The organism is Kitasatospora sp. NPDC017646, from assembly GCF_044329365.1.
GTDB lineage: Bacteria > Actinomycetota > Actinomycetes > Streptomycetales > Streptomycetaceae > Kitasatospora.
Window position 1 is genome coordinate 127,174 of record NZ_JBIRJC010000005.1, and the last position, 17,366, is coordinate 144,539.

Here is a 17,366-nt window from a genome sequence, read left to right on the forward strand (position 1 = left end):
GAGAGAGGACACCCGATGACCACGGCGACGCCCACGCCCCGCACCCGGGAACAGGCCGGCCCCGCCGCCGGACCGGGCCGCCCGTCGGCCCTGTGGCCGACCATGCGCGCGGTCTGGCTGCGCGAGCTGCTGCTCTTCCGCCGCTACTGGCCCGCCATCACCTTCGGTTCGCTGATCGAGCCGCTGGTCTACATGACCGGCTTCGGCCTGGGCTTCAGCCGGCTGATCGACTCCGTCCAGGGCCACCCGTACCCGCAGTTCGTCGGCGTCGGCATGGTGGTCACCTCGGTGCTCTTCGCCTCGGCCTTCGCCGGGATGTTCGAGAGCTTCAACCGCCGCAAGTACCAGAAGATCTACGACGCCGTCCTGTGCCAGCCCGTCGACGTCTGGGAACTGGTCACCGCCGAGGCCTCCTGGATCGCCGTCAAGTCCTCCGTGTACGGGACCGCGCCCCTGCTGGTCACGCTCGCCATCGGCCTCCCGCCGACGCCGGAGCTGCTGCTGGTGCCGCTGGTGGCGCTGGTCTCCGGCTTCGCCTTCGCCCTGCTCGGCATGTGGGTGTCGTGCCTGGTGCCGGCCATCGACTGGCTGCGGCTCGTGGTCTCCGGCGTACTGACCCCGCTGGTGATGGCCGCGGGCGTGTTCTTCCCGCTGGACGGCCTGCCCGGCTGGGTCCACGCCGTCGCCGCCGTCAACCCGATCTACCACTGCACCCAGACGGTCCGGCACGCCGCCTTCGGGACGCTGGGCGCGGCGGACGCGCTGCACGGGGCCGTACTGGCCGGATTCGCCGCCCTCGCCTGGTACCTGGCCGTCCGCGGGATGCGCCGGCGGCTCATCGACTGAACCGGGGGAGCGCGCCACAGCCCCCGACCCGACCCGGGCCCGGCCTTCCCCCGGGCACCGCGCAGACCAAGGAGGACCACGTCCATGACGGACACCACCCGACCGGGCCCGAGCGAGCGGCCACCGGTGCGCACCGCGCGCCCGCGCCGCTTCCTGATGTGCAGGCCCAGCCACTTCGGGGTCAGCTACTCCATCAATCCCTGGATGCACCCGGAGAAGCCGGTCGACGCCGATCGCGCGCTCGCCCAGTGGATCCGACTGCGCGACCTCTACCGCGAACTCGGCCACACCGTCGAGGAGATCGACCCGCTGCCCGGCCTGCCCGACATGGTCTTCGCGGCCAACGGCGCCACCGTGATCGACGGGAAGGTCCTCGGGGCGCGCTTCCGCCACGCCGAGCGCACCGCCGAGGGCCCGGCCTACCTCTCATGGTTCCGCGACCGGGGCTACTCCGACCTCCTGTGGCCCGAGCACATCAACGAGGGCGAGGGCGACTACCTGCTGGTCGGCCGCCGCCTGCTGGCCGGCACCGGCTTCCGCACCGACCAGAGGTCGCACGCCGAGGCCCAGGAGTTCTTCGGCGTTCCGGTGACCGGCCTGACCCTGGTCAACCCGGAGTTCTACCACCTGGACACGGCCCTCGCCGTCCTCTCCGACGACGAGGTCATGTACTACCCGGAGGCCTTCACCCCCGGGAGCCGCGCGGTGCTGCGCGAGCTCTTCCCGGACGCCGTCCTGGCCACCGACGAGGACGCCGCGGTCTTCGGCCTCAACGCGCTCTCCGACGGCCGGCACGTGCTGCTGCCCGAATCGGCCACCCACCTGATCGGCGAACTGCGCCGGCGCGGCTTCGAGCCGATCGGCGTGGACCTCACCGAGCTGCTCAAGGCGGGCGGCAGCGTCAAGTGCTGCACCCTGGAGCTGCGCGGCCGCTGACCGGCCCGGCCCCACCCCACCGAGAGAGGACGACCCGATGACGAATCCCTTCGACGACCCCGACGCCGACTACCTGGTCCTGGTCAACGACGAGGGCCAGCACTCCCTGTGGCCCGCCTTCGCCCCGGCTCCCGCCGGCTGGCAGCAGACGTTCGGCCCGGCCGGGCGGCAGGACTGCGTCGACCACATCGAGACCACCTGGACCGACATCCGCCCCAACAGCCTGGTGGAGACCACCACCCAGCAGCCCACCGCCCCAGCCGGCCCCGCCCTCGGCTGACCGCGGCCCGCCCGGGCCTCCGGCCGAGCCACCATCGATGGGGAACGTCACGATGCTCAGCAGTCCGTCCGGCGTGGGTGCGCCGACCGTCCTGGCCGCGGCACGGAACAACGCCTCGTGGTGCGAGGTGATGTGCCGGGCGTTCGGATTCCCCGGAGAGACGACCGGTGTCGCCTGGGTGAGCCCGCGGAACACCCTCGCCTACTATCCCAACCTGGTGACACTGAGTCCGTCGATCTCCGGCGCCGAGGTGCTGGAGACGCTCCAGGGCGGGGTGCCCGGGGCGCCCGGTTCGTCCGGGCCGCTCTCGGTCAAGGACAGCTTCGGGTGCCTCGATCTCCTCCCGGGGGATTACGAGGTCCTCTTCGAGGCGGAGTGGATCCACCGGCCGACTTCGGCCGCGCCGCCCGGAGTCACCGTGTCGCAGGTCGCGGCAGGCAAACGCTGGCGGCGCATCACCGGCCTCGACGACCTGTGGGCCTGGGAGACGGCGTGGGGCGGCACCGACCGATCCGCACGGGCATTTCCCGAGGTCCTCCTGTCCGAGGACGGCGTCGTCTTCCTCGGCGGGTTCTCGGACGAGCGGTTGGTGGCCGGAGCCGTCCTGCACCTGAGCGACGGTGTCGCCGGAGTGTCGAACGTCTTCGGACCCGAGGGGGAGTCCGCGTCGACGTGGGCCGGAGTCGTCTCCTGTGCGCTGCGCGAAGTCCCTGGAGCCGACCTGGTCGGATATGAACGAGGAGAAGGGCTGGCTGCTGCCGCGGCGAACGGATTCGCGCCGATCGGGCCACTCCGGGTGTGGCAGCAGAACGTCGGAAGCACCGGAACCGAGTAGGACGTCGCCCGCCACGGGCAGGAAGGTGTGTCAAGGAGATGACGGGGGAAGTCATGCTCGGAGAGCCCGGAGGAGTCCGCGGGGCCCTGCGTTTCGTCATCAGGTATCTCAGTTACCCGATCCTCATGGTGTTGACCCTCGGGGCCTCCGTCTCGCTCGTCGACACCTCGTTCCCGCAGTGGGCCATCGTCCCGATGGTCACGGTCTTCGCCTCGGTGTACGTGGCCGTCCTGGAGCGGGTCCAGCCGTTCTACGAGGGGTGGAACCGCTCGCGCAACGATGTGGTGACGGACGCCACCTCCAGCCTGGTGGCCCTGCTCGTGGTCGCCCGGCTGGTGGAGCCGCTCTTCCTCTCGGTCCTGTTCGCCGGCTCCGTCTTCCTCTCGAAGGAGCTGGACAGCACACTGTGGCCGACGAGTTGGCCTCCGGCCGCCCAGGCCGCGCTGGCGCTCTTCGTCGGAGAGTTCTTCTACTACTGGATGCACCGCTGGATCCACGGAGCGCGGTTCTTCTGGCGGTTTCACGCGGTGCACCACAGCTCGGAGCGGCTCTACTGGCTCAACTCGGCCCGTTTCCACCCGATCGACTTCTTCCTCGACGACGTGGCGATCGTCTTCCCACTGGCCCTCACCGGGTGGACCCTGCACAGCATCTCCGGCCTGATCATCCTGCTGACCTTCTACAACTGCCACGGCGTCACCATGCATTCGAACATGGACGTCCGCCTGGGACCGCTGAACTACCTGGTTCCCGGGCCGGAGCAGCACCGCTGGCACCACTCCAAGGACATGCGCGAGGCGAACAACAACTTCGGCGGCAAGGTCGTCATCTGGGACCTCTTGTTCGGAACCTTCCTGCTCCCCGGCGACCGCATTCCCCCGGAGGAGATCGGCCTGGCCGACGACGTCCGCCTGCCCGATTCCTACCTGGGCCTGCTGCTGGCCCCGTTCCGCTGGTCGAAACTCCCGACGCGCAGTCCTGATCCGGTGGCCGAGCCCGAGCCGGCCGTGTCCGGCGGGGGTGGCGTCTGACAATCCGCGAAGTCGGCCGCCGACCGTGGTTCGCCGCCGAGACCCGAAGGGCAGGATCCGTTCCATGACCTCCCTGCTGCTCTCCCGCCGCGACCTCGACTTCCTGCTGTACGAATGGCTGGACGTCCAGTCGCTCACGGCGCGGCCGCGGTACGCGGACCATTCGCGCGAGACCTTCGACGCCGCCCTGGAGCTGAGCGAGCAGGTCGCCACCCGGCACTTCGCGCCGCACAACAAGCGGAACGACGCCGAGGAGCCGCGCTTCGACGGTGAGCGGGTCCACCTGATCCCGGAGGTCAAGGCGGCGCTGACGGTCTTCGCCGGCACCGGACTGCTGGGCGCCGCCATGGACGACGAGGTCGGCGGCGCACAGCTGCCCTCCGTCGTGGCCAACGCCTGCTTCGCCTGGTTCCAGGCCGCCAACCCCGGCACGTCCGGCTATCCGTTCCTGACGGTCGGCAACGCCAACCTGCTGCTGGCGCACGGCAGTCCCGAGCAGATCGACACCTACGTCCGGCCCATGGTGGAGGGCCGGTTCTTCGGCACCATGTGCCTGTCCGAGCCGCAGGCCGGCTCCTCGCTCGCCGACCTGCGCACCCGCGCCGAACCGCAGGGCGACGGCACGTACCGGCTGTTCGGCAACAAGATGTGGATCTCCGGCGGCGAGCACGAGCTGTCCGAGAACATCGTCCACCTGGTGCTGGCCCGGATCCCCGGCGGACCGCCCGGGGTGAAGGGCCTCTCACTGTTCATCGTGCCCAAGGTGCTGGTCGGCGCCGACGGCGCGCTCGGCGAACGCAACGACGTCGTGCTGGCCGGGCTCAACCACAAGATGGGCTTCCGGGGCACCACCAACACGCTGCTCAACTTCGGCGAGGGCGTCCACCGGCCGGGCGGCGAACCCGGTGCGGTCGGGCACCTGGTCGGCGAACCGCACCGTGGCCTGGCGTACATGTTCCACATGATGAACGAGGCCCGGATCGGCGTCGGTCTCGGCGCCACCGCGCTCGGCTACACCGGCTACCTGCACGCCCTCGACTACGCCCGCAACCGCCCCCAGGGCCGTCCGCTCGGAGCCAAGGACCCGGACTCCCCACAGGTGCCGATCATCGCCCACGCCGACGTCCGCCGCATGCTGCTGGCCCAGAAGTCGTACGCGGAGGGGGCTTTGGCCCTGGTGCTCTACTGCGGCCGGCTCCTCGACGAGGAGCGCACCGGCGCCTCGCCCGAGGACCGGGCCCGCGCCAAGCTGCTACTGGACGTCCTCACCCCGATCGCCAAGAGCTGGCCCTCCCAGTGGTGCCTGGAGGCCAACAGCCTCGCCATCCAGGTGCACGGCGGCTACGGCTACACCCGCGAGTACGACGTCGAGCAGTTCTACCGCGACAACCGGCTCAACCCCATCCACGAAGGCACCCACGGCATCCACGGCCTGGACCTGCTCGGCCGCAAGGTCGTCATGGACGGCGGCGCCGGCCTGCGCCTGCTCGCCGACACCGTCTCGGCGACGACCGCACGCGCCAGGACGACCGGCGGCGACGCCGCCGGGTACGCGGCGCGGCTCGACGAGGCCGTCCGGCGGATCGTCTCGGTCACGGAGCGGCTGTGGGGGACCGGCGACCCGGAAACGGCCCTGGCCAACGCCAGCGTCTACCTGGAAGCGGTCGGCCACACCGTCGTGGCGTGGCTGTGGCTGGAACAGCTCCTCGCCGCCGAGAACGGCGACGAACCCGTCCACCAGGGCAAGCGACACGCCTGCCGTTTCTTCTACCACCATGAACTCCCCAGGACCGGGGCTCAGTTCGACCTCCTGGAGAGCCTGGACCGTACCACCGTCGACATCCCCGACGACGCTTTCTGAACCCGGTCGGACACTCCACACTCCCCGTCCAGGGCGAAGGCGACCATCTCCCGGTAGACGGGGTGCGGCGCGTCGGCGGCGGAGTACCAGTCGCCGGGGCCGGTGCGCTCCTCCCAGGCCAGTTGAGCGTCGGCGATCGCGTCGACCAGTTCGGCGGCCAGCCGTCCGGCCTCGAAGAGGCCCTGGTCGGTCGACTGGGAGCTGGCGGCCCCGCGGCTGCCGCACGTCGAACCCGACCGCACCGCCTCCACCCTGCAGAACGTGCGGGAGGGCTGGACGGCGTTCCGTTCCCGCTCCTGGCTGTGGTCGGTGAGCCTGATCTGGTGGGTCCTCGGCGTCTCGGTCCGGGGCCCGATCACCCCGGTCGGCGCGGTCTCCATCATCGACGCCCACGGCAAGGCCGCCTTCGGCTGGGCGGAGAGCTCCTTCGGCGTGGGCCGCGTGCTCGGCGGACTGGTGGCGATCCGGCTGCGCCCCGCCCGTCCGCTGTTCGGCGGGGCGGTGGCGATGCTGCGCTTCCCGCTGATGCCGGCGTCCGCCGCCCTGGCGCCGCCGGTGCCGCTGCTGATGCTCGGCCACCTGGCCAGCGGCACCCGCAACGTCGCCGTGCTCGGCGCCGCCTTCAAGCCCGAGTCGGACGACATCCGCGACTCGCCCGCGCTGGAGGTCGCCACGGCGATCGCCCGCGAGGGCGGGCAGGTCTCGGTGTACGACCCGGCCGCCCTGGACAACGCGCGCAAGGCCCGCCCCGACCTCGGCTACGCGGCCTCCACCGCCGACGTGGCCCCGGCGGCCCTGGGCGAGCGGGTCGCCGTCCGCGCCTTGGCCGACGGCCGCAACGTCCTGGACCCGGCGGCGTGGCGCGCGGCCGGCTGGACCTACCGCTCGCTCGGCCGGCCGTGAGCCGCGGTCGCGTGGGGCGCGCCCGCCCGACCCGCCCTAAGCTGGCCCTGGTGCCGGGCGGCCCGACCCGTTCGCCGCCCGGTGACTCCGGCGAGAGGCGGGACCGGTGCCATGACGACGGCCGTGGTGGTCGGCAGCGGGCCGAACGGGCTCGCCGCCGCGGTCCGCCTCGCCCAGGAGGGCGTGCGGGTGCGGGTGCTGGAGGCGCGGGAGACCATCGGCGGCGGCACCCGGTCCGGTGAGCGGACGCTGCCGGGGCTCATCCACGACGACTGCTCCGCCTTCCACCCCACCGGCGTCGCCTCGCCGTTCCTGCGGTCGCTGGCCCTGGAGGAGTACGGGCTGCGGTGGCTCTGGTGCGAGGCGGAACTGGCCCACCCGCTGGACTCGGGAGCCGCGGGGGTGCTGTGGCGGGACGTGGACCGGACGGCCGCGCACCTTCCGCCGTCGGACGGCAGGACGTGGCGGCGCGTGTTCGGCCCGCTGTCGAGCCGCTTCGACCGGCTCGCGGACGACGTCCTCGGCCCCCCGCTGCACGTGCCCGCGTCGCCGCTCGCCCTGGCCGGGTTCGGTGCCCAGGCCCTGCTGCCCGCCCCGTGGACCGCCGGGAGGTGGCGCGGCGAGCGGGCCCGGGCGCTGTTCGGCGGGGCGGCGGCCCACGCGTTCAGCTCACTGCGCACACCGTTCAGCAGTGCCATCGGGCTGATGCTGATCGCCGCCGGCCACGCCCACGGGTGGCCCGTGGCGGAGGGCGGCTCGCAGGCGATCACCACCGCGATGGCGCGGCTGCTGGAGCGGCTCGGCGGCGCCGTCGAGACCGGAGTGGAGGTCCTCGACCTCGGCCAGCTCGACCGGCCCGATCTCGTCCTGCTGGACACCGGCCCGCAGGCCGCCGCCCGGATCCTGGGCGACCGCCTGCCGCACCGGACCGCCCGGGCCTACCGCCGGTACCGGTACGGCCCCGCGGCCTTCAAGGTGGACCTCGCGGTCGAGGGCGGCATCCCGTGGACCGACGAGCACTGCCGGACGGCGGGCACCGTCCATCTCGGCGGAACGTTCGAGGAGGTCGTCGCCGCCGAGGAGGCGGTCTTCCGCGGCCGGATGCCCCGGCGGCCGTTCGTGCTGGTCGGTCAGCAGTACCTGGCCGACCCGTCCCGCTCGGCCGGGGACCTCCACCCGCTCTACGCGTACGCCCACGTCCCGCACGGCTACCGGGGCGACGCGACCGAACCGGTCCTCGACCAGATCGAGCGGTTCGCCCCCGGCTTCCGGCGGCGGGTCCGGGCACGGCACGTCCGCACGGTGGCAGGGCTGCGGGCGGACAACGCCAACCAGGTCGGCGGCGACATCACCGGCGGAGCCAACACCGTGCGCCAGCTCGTCCTGCGCCCCCGCCCCGCCCTGGACCCCTACGCGACCGGCGTGCCCGGGGTGTACCTGTGCTCCGCCGCCACCCCGCCGGGCGCCGGGGTGCACGGGATGGCCGGCTTCCACGCGGCGCAGTCGGCCCTGCGCCACCTGGCGAAGCGCTGAACCACGACCGTCCTCCCACGCCCCGGGCGCCCCGTCACGCCGGCGCGCCCGCCGTCACGCCGCCGGAACCCGTTGGAAGCGGCCCCCGTAGAAGAGGAGGGCCTCCCGGCCGTCGCCGGTGGCGGAGGAGAGCACCTTTCCGAGGAAGAGGGAGTGGTCCCCCGCGGTGTGCGACCCGACGAGTTCGCACTCCAGCCAGGCCAGTGCGCCGGGGAGGAGCGGTGCGCCGGTGAGCGGGCCCGGCTGCCAGGGGACGCCGTCGAACTGGGCCCTCCCCAGCGGGCGCGCCTTGTCGGCGAAGTAGCGGGCGATCTGCTCCTGGCGGGCGTCCAGTATCGAGACGCCGAAGGTCCGGGCCCCGGTGAGGCTGTCGTGCATGACCGCGCTGTGGGCGATGCAGCACTGCACCAGCGGCGGATCGAGTGACACCGATCCGAACGCGTTGGCCGTCATCGCGTGGACGTCCGGCTCGCCGACGGAGAGTACGACGACCCCCGTGGCGAGCCTGGACATGGTCTGCCGGAACGAGTCCGGCGTGGATCCCCCGTTGGACATGGACACCGGTGCTCCTGATGGTCAATCGGACGTGAACTTCCCGGGGAGCCGCTCCCCGGTGTGGCTCCGGATCGCGAGGCTCGCCAGCTCCTTCACCCGCTCCGCCGTCACCGGGACGCCCCGGGTGTCGCGGAACCAGCGGAACAGGGCCTCCTGGCTCGTCCCCCAGGGCGGCATTCCCGGGAAGTACGGGCGTACGTAGAGAGGCGTCCCGGGTTCGCTGCGCCAGCTGTCGGCGAGGGGGCCGAGGTCCACGGTGTCGTAGCCGAGGACGTCCAGGAGCGCGGCGACGTCGGCCTTGGCGTCCGCGTCGTCGCCGGCGATCGGCAGGGCGCTGCGCTCGGGCGAGCCGGCGGGACGGGCGACGGTGTACAGGCTGACGAAGTGGATGTTGTTGCAGGCCTTGACCACGCGGGACCCGGTCAGCCGGCGCTGCACCAGGGCGCTGGAGGTCAGCTCGCGGGTGTCCAGCGCGGCGATCCGGCCGTCGCGCTCCGGGTAGTAGTTCATGGTGTCGATCACGGTCTTGCCGGCCATGGCCTCGGCGGGCAGCTTCTCCAGGGCGCCCAGCGGGACGGTCGCCACGACGAGGTCACCCGCCAGGGCGGCTTCGGCGGCCGTGGCGGCCCGGGCCCGGGGGCCGAGTTCGGCGACCAGGTCGGCGAGGGTCCCGGGGCCCCGGGAGTTGCTCAGCACCACGTCGAGGCCCGCGTCCACGGCGAGGCGGGCCAGGTTGCCGCCGATCATGCCGCTGCCGATCAGCCCGAGGGTCTTGGTCACGATGTCGTTCTCCATCCTGTGTTCCGATGGTCCGGCCTGTGCGGGGCCGCGCTGCCGCGGCCCCGCGGACCGGACCCTGTTCCCTGTGGCCCGGGCCCTTACACGAACGGGCTGACCCTGTTCTCAGCGCCCACCAGGGCGGCGCCGTAGACCTCCAGGTTGACCTGGGGGATCAGCATGCCGTGGCGGGCCGCCACGCTGGCGTCGCGCCAGATCCGCTGCAGCGGGCTCGCGTCGGCGAGCCCGCTCGAACCGTGAGCGGTCATCAGGGTCTCCAGGGCGCGGTTCACCCGCCGCGCGGCCACGGCCGCGTCGGCGCGGCAGCGGGCGCGGAGCAGCGCGTCCGGCTGGACGGTGTCGGCGGCGTGGCCGTCGAGGGCGTCGGCGGCGCGGTAGGCGTGCAGGTGCGCGGTGTCCACGGCGGTGGCGGCCTCGGCGACCTGCAGTTGGAAGCCGACCGAGTCCCGCTGCAGGGCGAAGTCGGTGAAGGCGATGCCCTTGTGCCCGGCGGCCGCGATCACGTGGCTCAACGCGGCTCGGCCGAGCCCGAGTTGGGGACCGGAGACCATCAGCACGAGCGACGGCACCAGCGCGGTGCGGTACGCGGGGGCGAGCTCGGCGGTGACGTTCCCGCCGGCCACCACGGGCCCGAGGTGCAGCACCCGGTGCTCGGGCACGAACGCGTCCTCGATCACGTAGCGGTTGCTGCCGGTCGACCGCATGCCGGCCATGTGCCACTCGTCCACGATCCGGTAGTCCTCGCGGGGCACCAGCATGGCCGCCGGACCGTCCTCCAGGACGACGGAGGCGATCACCCAGGAGGCGTGCCAGATCCCGGAGGCGTAGCTCCAGCCGCCGCTGACCCGGTAGCCGCCGGGCACCCGGCGGACCGGGCCGCTGGGCTTGAGGGCGCCGCTGACCAGGGCGTCGGGCGTCCCGCCCCACACGTCGTCCTGGGCCCGCTCGGGGAACAGGGAGACGCACCAGGCGTTGCCGTTCCAGAGCGAGGTCAGCCACCCCGCGCCGCCGTCGAGTTCGGCCACGGCGGAGGACACTTCCAGGTGGGTGCGCAGCGGTGCCTCGCCGCCGCCGTACCGCTTGGGCATGGCGACGCGGAACACCCCCGCCTCCTGCATCGCCGTGACGGTGTCGTCGGACAGCCGGCGGTCGGCGTCGGCCCGGACGGCGGCATCGGCCAGGTGGGGTGCCAGGGCGGCTATGGCGGGCAGGACGTCGGATCCCATCGCGAACACCTTCCAGGGTCGGGCCGCCCCCGCGGCGGGAGGCGGCAGCGCTTCGGTCGTTTGGTGCGGGAGGTCGGCGCGCTCAGTCGCCGCGCTCGACGGGAACCCCGATCAGCGAGCCGTACTCGCCCCAGGAGCCGTCGTAGTTCCTGACGTCCGGCCGGCCGAGCAGCTCGCTCAGGACGAACCACGAGTGTGCCGAGCGCGCACCCACCCAGCAGTACGTGATGGAGCCGCGGGCCGGATCGAGCCGCCCGTAGACCCTTTCGAGGGCCTCCGTGGACTTGAAGGTGCCGTCCGGGTCGAGCGCGCCCTCCCACTCGAGGTTGACCGCGCCGGGCACGTGGCCCGCACGCTGCGCCACGTCGTGCGGGCTGTTGCCCGGGGCGAACGCCTCGCCGGCGAAGCCCGGGGCGAACACGCGGCCCGCGTACTCGTCGGGGGTGCGGACGTCGATGAGGTTGGCGCTGCCGATCGCGGCGAGCACGTCGTCCCGGGTGGCCCGGATCGACGTGTCCGGTGGCCCGGCGCGGTAACCCGTGGCGGGGCGGACGGTCTCCTCGGCGGTGAGCGGGTGGCCGTCACGCTGCCACTTCTCCCGGCCGCCGTCGAGCAGCTTCACCTCGCGGTGGCCGTAGAGCCGGAAGTACCAGAACACCGGCGCCGCGAGCAGGTTGAGGTTCGCGGAGTACACCACGACGGTGTCGTCGTTGGCGATGCCCTTGGCGCTCAGCAGCTCCTCGAACGCCGCGGCGTCGACCAGGCCGAGCCGGAGGCCGTCCTGGAACTCGTCCCAACCGATCCAGACGGCGCCCGGAACGTGTCCCTTCCGGTAGTCGGAGTCGCTGTTCCCGGTCTCCAGGAACACCGTGCCCGGTTCGTCGATGTGGGCCGCCGCCCACGCGCCGGAGGCCAGGACGGATTCGCGGGCCATGGTGTGCGCTCCTTCTCGCTCCGGGGTCGTGCGGTCCCTACGGGGAGTCACGCCGTTCGGGGTCATGCCGTGGTGACCTCGGCGTCCGGGGCCGTGGCCGGGGCGGCGACGGCCGTGCGGGTGTCCCGGAACCAGGCGAACAGGCTGGCCAGGACGCCGAGGACGGTGATGGCGGCGGCCACCGGGTAGATGCCCTTCAGGCCCGCCCCGCTGTCGATGATCCGGCCGCCCAGCCAGGAGGCGAGTGCCGCCGCGAGCTGGTAGGCGGACGAGTTCACGGCGAGCGCGAGGGTGGGTGCCTCCGAGGCGGTCCCCAGCACCCGGGCCTGGGTCCCGGGCACGATCGAGAAGCCCAGGGCGCCGAGCACGAAGACCATGACGGCGGCGCCCACGGTGCTGGAGCCGACCGCCCACGCCACCGCGAGCGCCGCGGTCAGCGCGGTCAGCAGGCCGACCAGCGAGGGCATCAGGGCCCGGTCGGACAGCCAGCCGCCGCCGAGGTTGCCCACGGTCGCGCCGACGCCGTAGACGAGCAGCAGCACCGGCACCGTGTCGGCGGTGAAGCCCGCGAGGTCCGTCAGCAGCGGGGCGAAGTAGGTGAACACGATGAGCAGGCCGGCGTTGCCGACGACGGTCATCAGGATGGCCATCTGGACGGGGGCCTTGCGCAGCACCCGCAGTTCGCCGAAGGCCGAGGTGGAGGTCTCGTTGGCCACCGGGGGCACGAAGCGGGTCACCATGAGGAAGCCGAGGGCGCAGATGACCGCGATCGCGACGAAGGTCGCGCGCCAGCCGAAGCTGTGGCCGACCCAGGTGCCCAGCGGAGCGCCGAGGATCATCGCGAGGTTCATGCCCAGGATCAGCTTCGCCACGGTGGAGGCCGCCTTCTGCGGCGGCACGGTCGAGGTGGCGATGACGATCGCGTTGGCGAAGAAGGTCGAGGTGACGAGGGCCGTGACGACGCGCGCCGCGAACGCCACGCCGTAGACGGGCGCGACCGCGGACGCCAGGTTGCCGACCACCGCGATCAGCAGCAGGACGAGGATCAGCGGCTTTCGCTGGTACCTGGCGGTGAGTGCCGTCAGGACGGGGCCGCCGAAGATCATCCCGAGGGCGTAGGCCGTCACGAGGAGGCCGGCCGCGGGGATGGACACGTCGAGGCCGTCGGCGACGTCCGGCAGGATGCCGGCGACGACGAACTCGCCGGTGGTGATGCCGAAGACGCACAACATGAGGGACAGGACACTGATGGGCATGTTCATCTCTCGCATCGGATTCGGGGGTACTCGGTCGGCCGGCGTGGGTGGCTCAGGGTCTTGCGGGCCGGATCACGGTCTGCCGTCGGTGCAGGCCGCCAGGAAGGACTCGACCCCCTCGGGGTCGGCCAGCACGCCCCACATCGCCTCGGGGTCGTGGAAGCGGCTGACGAAGGCGTCCGCGATCCGCTTGTCCGCGGCCGCCCGTCCGAACAGTTCCCGGACGTGCGGCGGGGGCGGGGCCAGGAACGCGTTGCTCCACTCGACGACGTGCCGGGCGTGCTCCCACAGCCGTGCCGAGGCCGTACGGCAGAACGCCTCGTCCAGCGGACCGTCCGCCCCGGCGATGAGCGCGGCCAGGGCGAAGGCCGTGTGGGAACCGAGGTTGGCTCCCTGGGCGGTGAGCGGGTCGTTGGTGATCCAGGCGTCTCCGACGGCCAGGGCGCAGGTGCCGTCGGGGAGCCGGGCCCACCCCTGGCGGACCACCGGAGTGACGCCGCCCTGGGCCAGCTCTCCCGGCGCGATCAGGCCGAACCGTCCGGGGTCGACGCGCTCGCGCAGGCCGGGTGCGAACTCGCCGAGAAGGCGCAGGACTTCGCGCCGGAAGCCGATCGGGTCGGCGTCGGCGTCCAGGTGTGCGGGCGCCTCCAGCGGGCCGCCGGGCACCGCCTCGAAGGCCAGCACGTGCGCCGGGCCGAGGCGGGACAGGAACGGGATCCGGAGGATCTCGCCGGCGCCCGGCACGAAGTGGATGTCCAGCGTGTGCGGCGAGTCCTCCCGGATGCCCTGGTAGAGGCCGGTGCACAGGATGCGCTGCGGCCCCGGGTACGGTGAGCGCGCCGGGTCCACCGGGAACAGCTCCCGGACGGACCGGTCGCCGTTGGCGACGACCACCAGGTCGTGCCGGCGGGCCGCCCGGTCCACCGCGACCGGGCCGGTCCGCACGTCACCACCGCGCCGGGTGAACTCCCCGAGCAGGTGCGGCAGGTAGAGCCGGAAGTCGACCACGCTCGCCGGCGGGTCCAGCGCCGCCGGGAACTCCAGCGCCCCGTGCTCGCCCCGTACGGTGACGGCCCAGCCGTACACCCGGGCGTCGTCGAACTCCCAGCCCCGTACGCCGAGCGCGGCCTCCCGCTGCTGGGTCGGCGCGAACCGGGCCGGGAAGTTCCTCGGCCGCCCCGCGCCGAGTTCCTCGGCGGTCTGCTCGGAGTACAGCGTCACCGGCACGTCGAGCTGCTGGAGGCGCAGCGCCAACTGCAGCCCGGAGATGCCGGATCCGATGATGCCGATGCCGGTCATGCCGTCACCCGCCCGGTGGCGCGGTCCCGGCCCAGCTCGCCGGCCAGCCAGGCCAGGGCCTCCACGGTGTACCCGGCGGCCTCCGGCGAGGCCAGCGCCGAGACCGGGATCAGTACGGGCAACTGCATGCCCGCGTCGCCGAGTTCACGGATCCGGTCGAGCACGGTCTGCCGGCTGCCGACGATCGCCAGGTCGGCGACGAGTCCGTCCGGCACCACGGCGAGGGCCCGCTCGACCTGCTCGCGGGTCAGGCGGTGCGGCAGCAGGTGCGACAGGCCCCGGTAGCCCTCGCCGAACGGGTGGGCGACACCGTGGGCACTCCACTGGGCGGCACCGGCGTGCAGCGCCAGGTACCGGATCGCCGTGGACCGGGTCAGCGCCCGGGCCGCCGCGTCGGTCTCGGCCACGATGACCGGTACGCCGCCCGCGGCGACGATCCGCTCCGGGTCACGGCCCGCCGCGTCGGCCGCCTCCCGTACGGTGGCCAGCCGACGGGCGTACTCGGCCGGCGGCATCAGGTCCGAGGGGATCCAGCCGTCGCCGTAGCGGCCCGCGAGCGCGGTCATCCGGGGACCGCCGCCGCCCACCCAGAGCTCGGGGACGGCTCCGCCGGGCGCGCGCAGGTCCATCACCGCCTGGTCCAGGGTGTGGAACTCGCCCTTGAAGTCGTGGGGCCCCGTGCCGTCGAAGAACAGCCGCAGGATCCGCAGCGCCTCGTCGACCCGGTCCACCGTGCGGCCGGGGCTGATGCCGTACGGCTGGAGGTTCATCCGCGCGCCCCCGCCGATGCCGATGACGGGCGGGCGCTCGGTGAACTGGGCCAGCGTCAGGGCGGTCTGGGCGAGCACCGCCGGGTGCCGGCGGTGGGGGTCGGTGACCCCCACCGCCAGCCGGACCGGGCCGGCGCTCGCCGCGAAGTTGCCCAGCACGGTGGCGAACTCGAGGGACAGGTCCGGAGTGGGGAGCACCGAGGCCAGGTAGCTGAAGCCGGTGTCCCAGGCCTGCCGCGGAAAAACGTTGATCAGGTGGTCGAACACCAGGAAGGTGTCCATCCCCGCGGCGCGTGCGAGGTCGAGCAGCCCGCGCCCGCCCTCGACCGGCCCCACGGCGTCCCACGCCAGTCCCACTCTCATGTCAGACGACCTCGACCCGCTGGAGGTGACGCCGGGTCGGGCCGGTGAACGCGTTGCGCCCGTGGATGAGCGAGAAGTTGTCGGCGAGCAGGATGTCGCCCGCCCGCCAGTCGTGGTGGTAGCAGTACCGGGGGCTGTGCACCCGCTCGGCGAGCGTGCCGAGGAAGCCCTCCTCCTCGGACTCGGCGACCCCGTGCACCTTGACGGACACCGGGTTCTTGTACGCCTCCGGGGCCAGCGGCTCGGCGAACCGCAGTACGGGCGCGCCGGTGGCGGGGTGCTGGGTGACCAGCCCCTGGGTGACCTCGCCGCCGTAGTGCACGACCTTGTCCGTCGAGTAGGTCATGCTGACGCGGCTCCAGCGCGCCCGCTCCTCGTCGTCCGCGTCCTGGTAGACCCGCGACGTGTCGCAGAAGACCGTCTCGCCGCCCACACCGGGCGTCGCGTCCAGGCACTGGAAGAAGAAGTAGCGCGGGTCCGCCTCGGCGAAGGCGCCGTCCCAGTGGAAGGGCACGTCGCCGCTGCCGAAGAGGTAGTTCCGCGGGTTCTCCTCGACGACCAGGTCGATGACCTCGCCGGCGTCCCACTTCAGGACCTCGCCCCACTGCCGGGAGTAGTCCGCGAACTCCTGCTTGGCGAGGAGCTGGAAGCCGCGCAGCACCAGCACCCGCGACTCCTCGGTCCAGCGGCGCAGCGTCTCGACGGGGATGTCGTCGATCCGGGCGCCGCCGCCGAGGGCCTCCACGAGCCGGCCGAACGGGCGCAGCGGGGTGTGGATCAGCTTGGTGGTCTCGGTGGAGCCGCAGGGGTGGCTCACGTTGGTGGACTGTGGCACCGAATTCACGGAATCGCCTTTCTCGGAGGGGTTGACCGCGGGGACGGGGCGACCGTCAGGCCCTGGCGGTGGACGGCGGAGCGACGTAGTGACTGGGGCGCCCGTCGCGCCAGACGACGGAGGCGTCGAGCTTCTCCGCGTCCCATTTCTTGACCAGCGACAGGTTCGTGCCGTCGTCGAGCACGACGCCGTGCCACGGCGTCAGCCATTCGTCGCTGCTCCGCAGCAGCCGTACACCGATCTTCTCGGAGTGCGGCGGCTGCGGGTGTATGGAAAGCCGTAGCGCACGCGGGAACTGTTCGGCCACCACCGCGCTCCAGGCATTGCTTCGGCTGATGGTCCGGTAGGCGCGCTCCTTGGATTCGTTCCGCAGTGCGGTCCGCGAGACGGAGTCGCCCTTGACCCCGACGGCGTCCTCGAACATGAAGCGGTGGATCCCGTTGAAGAGGCTCCGGGCGTTGGCGTCGGTGCGCACGCTCTCCTTCAGGTCGTCGAGCGAGGGCGCGTAGTCGAGTTCGAGCACCTGGCGCAGCTTCGGGTAGTCCGTCCCGCTGAACGCGTCGTCCAGCCCGTACAGGTCGAGCGAGGACCAGTTGGCCGCCTTGATCATGTCGGCCAGGCGCCGGCGGTACTCGGTCACCATGTCGTCCTCGACGCCGACCACGTCGCCGAACACGTGGCCGTCCGAGCAGATCGTGATCCGCGCGCCGGCGGGGTGGAAGTGCCTGATGTAGTCGCAGAGTCCCTGGAGGAAGCTCAGTCCGAGGAACTCGGCGTAGTCCGGGGTGCCGCCCAGCACCTTGGTCCGGTTCGGCGACTTCGCCGGGAACGCGGGCAGGACCAGGTGGATCGGCAGCGACCGGCGGATGAAGTAGGCCAGTTTGGCGCGGTGCGCCTCGCGACAGCCGTCGCAGGGCGAGGTGAGACACTGCGCCCCTCCGGTGTTCTCGCCGTTCCTTCTGTCGCTCCGCCGGAAGTGGTACAGGAGATTGACGATCTTGTCCGACAGCTCCGTTTCGGAAACCGTCGTGGACGGATTCTGACTCAAGGTGACTCCCCCGTGGAAAGATGGGCGAACAAGGAATAGGCCGTTCGCTCCGGTGCT

17 protein-coding genes and 1 pseudogene are annotated in these 17,366 nt (G+C 72.5%); 8 read left to right on the plus strand and 10 right to left on the minus strand.

From position 1 onward, the window contains the following. Nucleotides 1-15 precede the first annotated feature (15 nt). From ACH4J0_RS10725 to ACH4J0_RS10750, 6 genes are all read left to right on the plus strand, one after another. Complete coding sequence (locus tag ACH4J0_RS10725; RefSeq protein ID WP_396238413.1) at nucleotides 16-846, plus strand: ABC transporter permease; 831 nt, start codon at nucleotides 16-18, stop codon at nucleotides 844-846. Nucleotides 847-930: 84 nt separating this feature from the next. Next, nucleotides 931-1,782, plus strand: coding sequence for a dimethylargininase (gene ddaH, locus ACH4J0_RS10730; RefSeq protein ID WP_396238415.1), 852 nt, complete (start codon nucleotides 931-933; stop codon nucleotides 1,780-1,782). 37 nt (nucleotides 1,783-1,819) lie between these two features. Further along, nucleotides 1,820-2,062, plus strand: a complete 243-nt coding sequence (locus ACH4J0_RS10735; RefSeq protein WP_396238417.1) for an MbtH family protein — start codon at nucleotides 1,820-1,822, stop codon at nucleotides 2,060-2,062. 52 nt (nucleotides 2,063-2,114) lie between these two features. Further along, nucleotides 2,115-2,897 (plus strand): hypothetical protein, encoded by a 783-nt coding sequence (locus ACH4J0_RS10740; protein ID WP_396238419.1) that lies wholly within the window; start codon nucleotides 2,115-2,117, stop codon nucleotides 2,895-2,897. Between the two features lie 125 nt (nucleotides 2,898-3,022). Continuing rightward, complete coding sequence (locus ACH4J0_RS10745) at nucleotides 3,023-3,928, plus strand: sterol desaturase family protein (RefSeq protein WP_396238421.1); 906 nt, start codon at nucleotides 3,023-3,025, stop codon at nucleotides 3,926-3,928. Nucleotides 3,929-3,992: 64 nt separating this feature from the next. After that, a complete protein-coding gene (locus ACH4J0_RS10750) occupies nucleotides 3,993-5,789 on the plus strand; it encodes an acyl-CoA dehydrogenase (RefSeq protein WP_396238423.1) in 1,797 nt (598 codons plus the stop codon). On the opposite strand, the gene ACH4J0_RS10755 is transcribed toward ACH4J0_RS10750, so the two are convergent. Beyond that, a complete protein-coding gene (locus ACH4J0_RS10755) occupies nucleotides 5,726-6,040 on the minus strand; it encodes a hypothetical protein (protein ID WP_396238425.1) in 315 nt (104 codons plus the stop codon). The genes ACH4J0_RS10750 and ACH4J0_RS10755 overlap by 64 nt on opposite strands. Nucleotides 6,041-6,383: 343 nt before the next feature. Between ACH4J0_RS10755 and ACH4J0_RS10760 the strand changes: the two are divergent. Together ACH4J0_RS10760 and ACH4J0_RS10765 are read left to right on the plus strand one after the other, a co-directional pair. Next, nucleotides 6,384-6,692: pseudogene (locus ACH4J0_RS10760) on the plus strand (UDP binding domain-containing protein); the annotation flags it as partial. Nucleotides 6,693-6,803: 111 nt separating this feature from the next. Beyond that, on the plus strand, nucleotides 6,804-8,225 hold the full coding sequence (locus ACH4J0_RS10765; protein WP_396238427.1) for a phytoene desaturase family protein: 1,422 nt from the start codon (nucleotides 6,804-6,806) through the stop codon (nucleotides 8,223-8,225). Nucleotides 8,226-8,279: 54 nt separating this feature from the next. Here ACH4J0_RS10765 and ACH4J0_RS10770 read toward each other — a convergent pair whose 3' ends face one another. From ACH4J0_RS10770 to ACH4J0_RS10810, 9 genes are all read right to left on the minus strand, one after another. Then, the gene (locus tag ACH4J0_RS10770; RefSeq protein ID WP_396238429.1) at nucleotides 8,280-8,780 is read right to left on the minus strand and encodes a flavin reductase family protein; all 501 of its coding nucleotides are present in this window, start codon (nucleotides 8,778-8,780) and stop codon (nucleotides 8,280-8,282) included. Nucleotides 8,781-8,801: 21 nt separating this feature from the next. Continuing rightward, on the minus strand, nucleotides 8,802-9,575 hold the full coding sequence (locus ACH4J0_RS10775; protein ID WP_396238431.1) for an NADPH-dependent F420 reductase: 774 nt from the start codon (nucleotides 9,573-9,575) through the stop codon (nucleotides 8,802-8,804). An 83-nt stretch (nucleotides 9,576-9,658) separates the two neighbouring features. Beyond that, the gene (locus ACH4J0_RS10780) at nucleotides 9,659-10,804 is read right to left on the minus strand and encodes an acyl-CoA dehydrogenase family protein (protein ID WP_396238433.1); all 1,146 of its coding nucleotides are present in this window, start codon (nucleotides 10,802-10,804) and stop codon (nucleotides 9,659-9,661) included. 82 nt (nucleotides 10,805-10,886) lie between these two features. Beyond that, complete coding sequence (locus tag ACH4J0_RS10785; protein ID WP_396238435.1) at nucleotides 10,887-11,738, minus strand: sulfurtransferase; 852 nt, start codon at nucleotides 11,736-11,738, stop codon at nucleotides 10,887-10,889. Between the two features lie 62 nt (nucleotides 11,739-11,800). Next, nucleotides 11,801-13,000: an MFS transporter gene (locus ACH4J0_RS10790; protein WP_396238437.1), complete on the minus strand. Its 1,200-nt coding sequence runs from the start codon at nucleotides 12,998-13,000 to the stop codon at nucleotides 11,801-11,803. Nucleotides 13,001-13,066: 66 nt separating this feature from the next. Continuing rightward, entirely contained in the window at nucleotides 13,067-14,293 is a 1,227-nt protein-coding gene (locus tag ACH4J0_RS10795) for a styrene monooxygenase/indole monooxygenase family protein (RefSeq protein WP_396238439.1), read from the minus strand. Further along, complete coding sequence (locus tag ACH4J0_RS10800) at nucleotides 14,290-15,426, minus strand: LLM class flavin-dependent oxidoreductase (protein WP_396238441.1); 1,137 nt, start codon at nucleotides 15,424-15,426, stop codon at nucleotides 14,290-14,292. Before ACH4J0_RS10800 ends, ACH4J0_RS10795 begins: the two co-directional genes overlap by 4 nt. Before the next feature lies 1 nt (nucleotide 15,427). Further along, complete coding sequence (locus ACH4J0_RS10805; protein WP_396238443.1) at nucleotides 15,428-16,261, minus strand: TauD/TfdA dioxygenase family protein; 834 nt, start codon at nucleotides 16,259-16,261, stop codon at nucleotides 15,428-15,430. Nucleotides 16,262-16,316: 55 nt separating this feature from the next. After that, nucleotides 16,317-17,309, minus strand: coding sequence for an L-tyrosine/L-tryptophan isonitrile synthase family protein (locus ACH4J0_RS10810; protein WP_396238445.1), 993 nt, complete (start codon nucleotides 17,307-17,309; stop codon nucleotides 16,317-16,319). Nucleotides 17,310-17,366: the final 57 nt, after the last annotated feature.

Coding starts and splice junctions, on each gene's coding strand:
- ACH4J0_RS10735 (WP_396238417.1), top strand. CDS start 1,820: ATGACGAATCCCTTCGACGACCCCGACGCCGACTACCTGGTCCTGGTC.
- ddaH (WP_396238415.1), top strand. CDS start 931: ATGACGGACACCACCCGACCGGGCCCGAGCGAGCGGCCACCGGTGCGC.
- ACH4J0_RS10780 (WP_396238433.1), bottom strand. CDS start 10,804: ATGGGATCCGACGTCCTGCCCGCCATAGCCGCCCTGGCACCCCACCTG.
- ACH4J0_RS10770 (WP_396238429.1), bottom strand. CDS start 8,780: ATGTCCAACGGGGGATCCACGCCGGACTCGTTCCGGCAGACCATGTCC.
- ACH4J0_RS10725 (WP_396238413.1), top strand. CDS start 16: ATGACCACGGCGACGCCCACGCCCCGCACCCGGGAACAGGCCGGCCCC.
- ACH4J0_RS10790 (WP_396238437.1), bottom strand. CDS start 13,000: ATGAACATGCCCATCAGTGTCCTGTCCCTCATGTTGTGCGTCTTCGGC.
- ACH4J0_RS10765 (WP_396238427.1), top strand. CDS start 6,804: ATGACGACGGCCGTGGTGGTCGGCAGCGGGCCGAACGGGCTCGCCGCC.
- ACH4J0_RS10740 (WP_396238419.1), top strand. CDS start 2,115: ATGCTCAGCAGTCCGTCCGGCGTGGGTGCGCCGACCGTCCTGGCCGCG.
- ACH4J0_RS10750 (WP_396238423.1), top strand. CDS start 3,993: ATGACCTCCCTGCTGCTCTCCCGCCGCGACCTCGACTTCCTGCTGTAC.
- ACH4J0_RS10795 (WP_396238439.1), bottom strand. CDS start 14,293: ATGACCGGCATCGGCATCATCGGATCCGGCATCTCCGGGCTGCAGTTG.
- ACH4J0_RS10800 (WP_396238441.1), bottom strand. CDS start 15,426: ATGAGAGTGGGACTGGCGTGGGACGCCGTGGGGCCGGTCGAGGGCGGG.
- ACH4J0_RS10745 (WP_396238421.1), top strand. CDS start 3,023: ATGGTGTTGACCCTCGGGGCCTCCGTCTCGCTCGTCGACACCTCGTTC.
- ACH4J0_RS10775 (WP_396238431.1), bottom strand. CDS start 9,575: ATGGAGAACGACATCGTGACCAAGACCCTCGGGCTGATCGGCAGCGGC.
- ACH4J0_RS10785 (WP_396238435.1), bottom strand. CDS start 11,738: ATGGCCCGCGAATCCGTCCTGGCCTCCGGCGCGTGGGCGGCGGCCCAC.